We start from the raw sequence: 7,909 nt of genomic DNA on the forward strand, positions 1-7,909 counted from the left end.
TGCCTAGAAAAATGCGAGACTTTTTGCTATAATTTTGCATAAATAGCAGAAGACATGGGACTATAGCTCAGTAGGATAGAGCGTTGGATTCCTAATCCGAAGGCCGTGCGTTCGAATCGCACTAGTCCCACTTAATTTTGATAAAGTGGTTTAACAATCAAGAAATTATAATTGGTTTGAAAAGTGATTCTAGGAGCTAGATTGCATGGTTTCTCAAACTTGAATTTACAGGTTCAACCTTATTTTCTCTCATTTCTCTGTAACTTGGAAGTGTAAAATTTTTTACATGTAATCCAGTTACCATTACAACTAAAATAGCTAGGACACTGAAAACTAATGCGCCAGCTAAAGATGGAACTATCACAGCAGCAGCAACAAACAATCCTGTAATAACAACTCCAACAACATCACTCCTTAATGAGGTGTAAAAACTCTCCTTACTTTTTTTGTATTTAGTTTCTTTTTCATGTGGTGGAGAAAATTGAGCCTCTACAAAGCCGTTAGCTTTCTTATCATTATTTGGTGTGACAGTTGGGCCAGTCCTTGTTGATACAGGTGCTTCATTTTTGTTATTATTACCATTAGTACTAACTGGAGGCGCTGTTGCTACAGATCTATTACCAACGTTTCCATTACTTCTGCTAGGTTTTATTCTAATTTCCTTTACATTAGACGTTTTTTGCTTTTCTTGTTTCTTATCTATTGATGATTCAAGCAATTTAATTATTGCAACATTTGAGTAGTATTTACGATGATCAGAATTGTTGGGATCTCCTTTAAACTTAGAATCTATTTTAAGTTCTTTTTCAAGTGATGACTGACTTTCTTTAATGACTACCAAAAGATTCCTAACATCAGCTTCTGGTATATCCGTCATATACTTTAAAAGTAACCTAACTTTTGGTGGATCACCATCTATAGAGGCATCACTCAAAGCCTGAACTTTCTCTTCTTCAGTAAATCTTTTGTTATTCAAGAGTATCTTCATAACTTCAGTGCTCTCATTGTGAGGAGCTGTGTTAAGAACCTCTAGTATTTTCGTATGATCTATGTAATCTAAAAATATCTCAAACTCTTGAACTTTACCTTCATTAACGGCGGTCAACAAAGCATTCGATTTTCTTTCTTGATCAAATTTACCGCTATCCAAAAATATCTTTATAACGTTAGGTTTTCCACCTGACACAGCGTAATCTAATACAGTTTTAGAAGTAGTATCTCCAATATCAATTTTAATGTTTGACTTAGCAAGCAACTCGATAGTTTTGAGGAATGTATCATGATCATTTACAATATCATTCCTCCCTGGGCGGAGAATATCCATAAATAAATCACAAATATTTGCATCTGTTGCTCCACTTTGTTTTAGCTTCTCACAAAATTCATGAGCAGTTATATCAGGATTATTAGTTACAAATTCCTTTACATTGTCATAAGCTAAGTTACTGACCATATTCAAAACCTATCATTATTGCTATATGCTTGTTATATCAACTTTTTCATGATCAGTCAAGTAATCTTGCAGTCTCAAATGGCATGATATATATTGATTTATGATTCTCGAGTAAATGATGGAAGATTTAGCTTATAAGTTAGTGAAAGTAACCGAAGCTGCAGCACTTGCTGCATATAAATTGGCAGGCCTTGGTGATGAAAAAAAGGCCGATCAGGTTGCAGTTGATGCAATGCGTACGGTGCTAAACTCAATGGAAATAAATGGTACAATTGTGATTGGGGAAGGGGAGAGGGACGAAGCACCGATGCTATATATCGGAGAAAAAGTTGGCACAGGAAGTGGCCCTGACATTGACATCGCTGTTGATCCACTTGAGGGCACTACAATTTGCGCTCACTATAAACAAGGGGCAATGTCTGTTCTTGCTGCAACAAAAAAAGGTAATTTTTTACATGCACCTGATGTTTATATGGAAAAGATAGCAGTGGGAAAAAATCTCCCAGAGGGTGTAGTCTCACTAAAAAATAGGATTGAGAAGAATCTGGACAATTTAGCCAAGGCAAAAGGATGTAAAGCAAGTGATCTTATAGTAACTGTACTTAAACGTGAAAGACATGATGAATTAATAGCAAAAATTAGGAAGCTAGGAGCAAAAGTGAAATTAATAGATGATGGTGATGTTGCAGCCATAGTTTCGCTAATAAATGGCAATCACGATATGTATATTGGAACAGGTGGAGCTCCAGAAGGAGTGCTTGCAGCAGCAGCGCTAAGCTCAATCGGTGGGCAGATAGAAGGAAGATTAATATTTGACACGGATCAATTAAAAGAAAGAGCAAAAAATTTGAATATCACTGACCCAGAAAAAATCTACACCGTGAAAGACATGGCAAAAAGTGAATCAGTGTTCATTGCAACTGGAGTAACAAATGGAGAGTTTGTGGATGGAGTAAAGTTTGGCCAAGATATTTGTCTGACTAATTCATTAATAATATTGCCTGGTAAAGTAATAAAAATACAAACAAAATCAATATCTTAAACATTTGTCATATGCTGATTATAAAATTTTTATAGAAGGAAGATACTTATAATTGTCTTAAAAAAATGAATTTACATGTTAATTTTAGCTTTACAACATTTGGCATTAAGTTATAATTAAGCTTATTTAAGTATGAGAGGTGTGAAATATTTGACTGGGTTTCTAATTTGTTAAATAGTGAGGAGAAAAATTCACCGCCTGAAAAAAATAATAATTCTTTCTCTAACAGCACAGAAAGTTTATTAGTCCAATCTACTAAAAAAAATCCTCAACTTGATGATCAAAGTAGAACTGACGCGTCTCCTCAAATAAATCTTCAATTTAGTGAGGATGATGTAAAAACGTGCTCCAAGGCTTCGAAAAATTGGATTATAATGATAGTAAGTGTTTTAACAAAATAGCAGAGAAGTATAAAAAAGAGAGAGGCCTTTTTGACTATGTAGTGTTAAGTATCCGTTCAGAGGTGTGGTTTAAGAAACAACAGCTAGCAGGTTTTGAAAAGGGTTTAATTCCTTTTGTTTCCAAGTCAGATACAACGAAATTATCCGCTCAAGAAATCTATTCCCTCGCTCTGACTGTGCAAAATATGAATTCTTACGATAGACAACATAATGCCGTATCTGTCGCTCAACATGGTTATTCGTTAATGGAATATTCTCTGGGTCATCCAAAAATGTCCACATCATTGACTCGGATTTTATAATACCCTTTACCGTTCGTGAAGCTCCTTTTGCTTCAAGTATATAAGATATTTTTATCATGCAGTACTGTATGTATCTTCGTAATTCTTTAGCTTGCTTAGTGAACTTTGAAATACTAATTTCATTTTCTGACAAAGCGTTTTTTAATACAAACAATCCATTAGCTGCGTCTTTTAAACAATGGCCAAGTCTCATTACTTCACTATTCCAACTATGAGATAACCTCTCGAAATTTCTCAATAAGTGAGCCCAACAAATTTGTCGTTTTTCATCACTGAAGTGGTTGTAAACTGCATATCTGTCAGTAATTACCAGGTTTTTGTAATCACAAAATGCACTATTCTTTAAAAATTTCATTCCTCTTGTATCTGCTAACTTCATAAGACTTGCTTTATTGTTGGCAAACATCCAGCACCATCCCAATTTGCCTTTGTTGTAGTGACTGGTTTCATCAATATGCAAAATTTCGCTTGCTTTTATTTCTTCCTCTATTTGTTCATAGGCTTCTTTACATTTTGACGAAACCCTTGCTTCACTATTGGACACACTACCAACACTTATACTCATGTTAAAGATGTCTTTCATAATATTCGCTATTTCTCGCTTTGAATTCTTATAAAACCCACTTAGTGATGCAACTACTGACTTAACTCTAGGACCAAAGGTATCCGGTGTAACTCCTTCTGGTAATTTGCTACTCCTTCTTTTTCCGCATTTACGACAGCGACCATGTTCTAATTGATACTCAACTACGTAAGGCTTAATTTCTGGTAAATCAACTTTTTGATAGACATATGGTTTTTCCGATATTGCGATTTCTTCACCACACTCGCATCTATTTGGTAACTCTACCTTCACCACCTCATCTGCTTCCATTTTAGCTCGGCAATTCCCCTTATGTCCAACTTGACCACCTATCTTCCTGCCGCCCTCTGACTTATCTTCTGGTGTGTCTTTTTTTATTTTGTACAGCTCTTTTGAACTTGGTAAAGATGAATTCCTTGAGTTTAAGCCGAGTCTCTCTCTTAGTTCAGCATTCTCTATTTCTAAGATTTTATTTTTTTCTTCAATCTTTGCTACTTTCTGCTCTAAGTTTTTACATAACTCTACAATACTGATCAACAATTGAAGCATCTAGCCTTACTTTACTATCAACATTTTGTGTTATTACTACTTTAATATATTATGTCAATTGTTTTTTATCCTTGCCACACCTCTGAACGGATACAGTGTTAAGCAAGCAAAAGGAGATAATCAATATATTAGATAATAAGCTTCCTGATCTCAAAAGACAAGAAGAGTTTAGAAAAAGATTGGGTGAGTATATTTATTCTAGGATTAAAGATGGAATGAGTTATGGAGAAAAGCTCCAAAGTACACCTCAGTTTCTTAAAGGTAAGGCAGAAGAAGTATTATCAGATTTTAAAAATTTGAGATTCGATTTTAAGGATAATAAATGTGAAGACCCTAATGATTATGTAAATTATAATAGCGGCCGGCCGGCAGATCCATTTGATAAAATAGCAAATTATTATCGAAGAAAAAGGGATATTTTTCTTTTTAACTATGCGATATTGAGTCAGCAAAACGAAATAATGAATATATTAGATAAGAAGTTTACTAATGAAAATCAGAAAAAGAATTTTGAAAATAGGTTAGGTAGATATCTTATTCGAATTGAAGAAGGGATGAATGATGCAAAAGAATTTCTAAAAGAAGATGGTCTAGTAGGCTTTTTTGATGGATGTTATTGGCCAGGCGAAAATGCAGAAGTTAATCATTATGATAATCTTAGTGTAAATATTATTAAACCTGAAAAGAGTTTAGAAACAAGCCATCTTTTCACTAACAAAATTGAAAGGATGGAAAGAAATAAAAATGAGGTAAAAAGAGCAAAAATATACAGCGATGGTAAACTAATTGTAACGATTGAAAAGAATGATAAGCAACAAAGAAATTACCGCTTTGCAAAAGATGCAACATGCGATATGAAAATTAGGTGGAGTGCAGAAGATGAGAAAGGTAATTCTGTTAACTGCTTTATTAGTTTAAATGTAAATCCTAGTGAAATTGAGATTGGTCAGCCAACTATAGTATTTCCTAAAGTAAATGATAAAGGTATAATAAAGTATTTGAGTTATAATGGCATATAGTGTGGATTTAAGGGAAAAGGCAGTATTGATGATAGAAAAAGGTAAGACAAAGGTTGAGGTAGCAGAGCTTATGGAGATAGGAATAGCAACTCTGTACCGTTGGTTAAAAAAGAAAGCTGCTGGTGAAAGCCTCAAGCCATCTAAAACGGTAGCTTTATTCGAAAAATAGACCCCAAAATACTCGAAGAATATGTTACAAAGAATCCAGATCATACTCTGGCAGAGATGAAACAAAATCTTGGATTTGGAATAAACTCAATTTGGTATAGACTAAAACAGCTAAAAATTACTTTAAAAAAAAGTCACACTATATCAAGAGCGCAATCAAGAAGATAGGGAGCAATTTATTGATAAAATCTCAAAAATAGACCATTCCAGCATCTTATATATAGATGAAGCAGGAGTTGATAATAAGTTATACCGAGAATATGGACGCGCTCCAAGAGGAAAGAAAATTTATGCAGATATTCCAGGGAGAACTCGAGAGAGAATCAGTATAGTAGCCGGGTGGATTGGAAAGAGATTTATTGCACCAATGACTTTCAAAGGTGGGTGTGACAAAGAGGTATTCAATACATGGTTGGAGAAGATGTTATTACCTAAATTGCCACTTGGCACAACTATAGTTATGGATAATGCTACATTTCATAAGACCACTAAAACAAAATCATTAATAGAGTCTTTTGGCTGTCATTTGCTGTATCTTCCAACATATTCACCAGATTTGAATCCTATAGAATACTGTTGGCATACCATCAAAAGCCGCCTCAGACCTCTCATGTATAAATATACAGACTTACAGCTTTTGGTTGGTAATACCATAATGGAACTTTATCATCCATTTTAGAAAATACTATAGTATACCTGGTGTAGGTGCAATAACAGCTATTACTTTTATTTGTTATCTACCCGAGCTTGGAACTCTCCAACATAAAGAAATATCCAGCCTTTCCGGAGTTGCACCTTTTAATCGAGATAGTGGTTTTAGTAAGGGAAAAAGGTGTATTCAGGGTGATAGAACAAAAAAACTCCAACAATAAATTATACAAACTTCATCAGGTTAACTGTAACTTAAGAAAACATAAATCAAATTTTCTTGCTCAAAGACCTTGCTTTTTCTCCAACCTTACTCAAACGTACTCTAGCTTAATGCATAATTTTACCCATAAACAACCTTATCTTTGGTACTTTTATTAGTTACAAGTCATCTAGAAAACCCAGATGCTCTACGAAGCCCACCAATCAATATCAGATCCTGCTCTTGTCCTACAGCATTTAATATAGCGTATAACAAAACCATCGCATCTCCCCCAGTAATACGCTTGCATCCTCCACAAAATTCGTATTCACTTAACTGTCGATTTGCCTCCACCCTTTTTCGTTCAACTTGTTCTGCGGTGTTAGCATACTTCAACTCTATTCCAATTGGATGAGTATCATCATTTTCCGCAGATTTTGATAATACTAGGTCTATTTTCCTTCCTCTCTGTAGCTGGAACTCAATAATTACCTTGGCAGGATTATCGCAACTTTGAAATATCCCACGCAACAAAGCCTGAAATTTAGCTTCATTGTTCACGAGTAGACGGGTTTCATTTAATAACGGAGACAACAGACGAGAAATCTCATTAAATAAAACTTCATACCTAGCCCTGTACTCACCATTAACATTACCATCATTACCAAAATTAGGCTCAGCACTCATCAACTGATCTGCAAGTTGATGTAAATTCCTAACATTACCCATTTGTTCTGAAAACCTTCCCTCGAAATAACCTTCACTATGAGAACGTGAGTAAGCACGTAGTGATTCGAATTTCTTTGCAGAAGCCACTTCCAGATGACCCTGGACATCTACTTCACAAAGTACTTGACGCACCTTAGCATCATCTGTGGCTTGAGGCAGTAACGACAGGTTCAATGCCTTGTCTGGTAAAGTCTGCCACTTTAAACGACGAAAAATGTGAAGCACAACAAAACCAATATTTGATAAAAATAGAGCTAAAGTTAACGCATGGCTTACAATATCTGCTGCATCTCCCCTACCACCTGTACGTTTCATTTTCTCTCCCTGAGAGTGGTTAAATAGATACTTGGTAACCCTTACCTCCCGCCCATCATTTGTTTCTAAGTCCCTCCTTGTAGATAAAACATTTCCAAAAACAAACGATGACGTACAGGAAAAAGTGTTACAATGAGGCGATTGAGTGAACTCTGATGCTATGGGTTGTAAAAAACGTTTTACATTTCCCCTAACTCCATTTCCATGAGGATGTAGTAAACCCGGTATTAAGGAAAGACCACCTTCTGAAAAGGCCTGCACAGAAGTTCGGAGACCAGCACCTCCACGTAATTGAAAATTTAACGCTACACAAACAGCACTTGGTGATGAGGTATGAATAGGCAAAGACGAAACAGAACAACTTTTAGCATAATCTTTAGCTTGCTCTAATCCTTCCTCATCACCAACCTTCAACTCAATTATAATTGGAACCGAATCATTTGTCTGATCAACACCACGAACAAGCAAAACAACATCTGCATAACCTTTTCCTATAAG

Annotated in this window: 9 protein-coding genes, 1 tRNA gene and 1 pseudogene; 8 read left to right on the forward strand and 3 right to left on the reverse strand. The window is 35.2% G+C overall.

Annotation, left to right across the window (positions count from 1 at the left end; translation table 11 throughout):
• Positions 1-56: 56 nt before the first annotated feature.
• Positions 57-130, forward strand: a tRNA-Arg gene (locus tag OM962_RS07605).
• Positions 131-196: 66 nt separating this feature from the next.
• Here the strand turns inward: OM962_RS07605 and OM962_RS07610 are convergent.
• Positions 197-1,453 carry an ankyrin repeat domain-containing protein gene (locus tag OM962_RS07610; protein ID WP_264331164.1) on the reverse strand — a complete coding sequence of 419 codons (1,257 nt, stop codon included), beginning with the start codon at positions 1,451-1,453 and terminating at the stop codon, positions 197-199.
• A 118-nt stretch (positions 1,454-1,571) separates the two neighbouring features.
• Here OM962_RS07610 and glpX point away from each other — a divergent pair, with 118 nt between their 5' ends.
• Both glpX and OM962_RS07620 read left to right on the forward strand, forming a co-directional pair.
• Entirely contained in the window at positions 1,572-2,495 is a 924-nt protein-coding gene (glpX, locus tag OM962_RS07615) for a class II fructose-bisphosphatase (protein ID WP_264331165.1), read from the forward strand.
• Between the two features lie 167 nt (positions 2,496-2,662).
• Positions 2,663-2,896 (forward strand): hypothetical protein, encoded by a 234-nt coding sequence (locus OM962_RS07620; RefSeq protein ID WP_264331166.1) that lies wholly within the window; start codon positions 2,663-2,665, stop codon positions 2,894-2,896.
• A gap of 69 nt (positions 2,897-2,965) precedes the next feature.
• Here the strand turns inward: OM962_RS07620 and tnpC are convergent, their stop codons facing one another.
• Positions 2,966-4,318 (reverse strand): IS66 family transposase, encoded by a 1,353-nt coding sequence (gene tnpC, locus OM962_RS07625; RefSeq protein WP_264330459.1) that lies wholly within the window; start codon positions 4,316-4,318, stop codon positions 2,966-2,968.
• A 107-nt stretch (positions 4,319-4,425) separates the two neighbouring features.
• On the opposite strand from tnpC, the gene OM962_RS07630 reads away from it, so the two are divergent.
• From OM962_RS07630 to OM962_RS07650, 5 genes are read left to right on the forward strand one after another with little or no spacing between them, the layout of a single operon-like run.
• Positions 4,426-5,349: a hypothetical protein gene (locus OM962_RS07630; protein WP_264331167.1), complete on the forward strand. Its 924-nt coding sequence runs from the start codon at positions 4,426-4,428 to the stop codon at positions 5,347-5,349.
• Complete coding sequence (locus OM962_RS07635; RefSeq protein ID WP_264330453.1) at positions 5,339-5,518, forward strand: transposase; 180 nt, start codon at positions 5,339-5,341, stop codon at positions 5,516-5,518. Before OM962_RS07630 ends, OM962_RS07635 begins: the two co-directional genes overlap by 11 nt.
• Before the next feature lie 47 nt (positions 5,519-5,565).
• Positions 5,566-5,685: a hypothetical protein gene (locus OM962_RS07640; protein WP_264330464.1), complete on the forward strand. Its 120-nt coding sequence runs from the start codon at positions 5,566-5,568 to the stop codon at positions 5,683-5,685.
• 28 nt (positions 5,686-5,713) lie between these two features.
• Complete coding sequence (locus OM962_RS07645) at positions 5,714-6,196, forward strand: IS630 family transposase (RefSeq protein WP_264330460.1); 483 nt, start codon at positions 5,714-5,716, stop codon at positions 6,194-6,196.
• Positions 6,197-6,209: 13 nt separating this feature from the next.
• Positions 6,210-6,389 (forward strand): transposase, encoded by a 180-nt coding sequence (locus OM962_RS07650; protein ID WP_264331183.1) that lies wholly within the window; start codon positions 6,210-6,212, stop codon positions 6,387-6,389.
• A 164-nt stretch (positions 6,390-6,553) separates the two neighbouring features.
• Here OM962_RS07650 and OM962_RS07655 read toward each other — a convergent pair.
• A pseudogene (locus OM962_RS07655) lies at positions 6,554-7,909 on the reverse strand (hypothetical protein); the annotation flags it as partial.

The organism is Wolbachia endosymbiont (group B) of Erebia ligea (genome assembly GCF_947179575.1).
Taxonomy (GTDB): domain Bacteria; phylum Pseudomonadota; class Alphaproteobacteria; order Rickettsiales; family Anaplasmataceae; genus Wolbachia; species Wolbachia pipientis_C.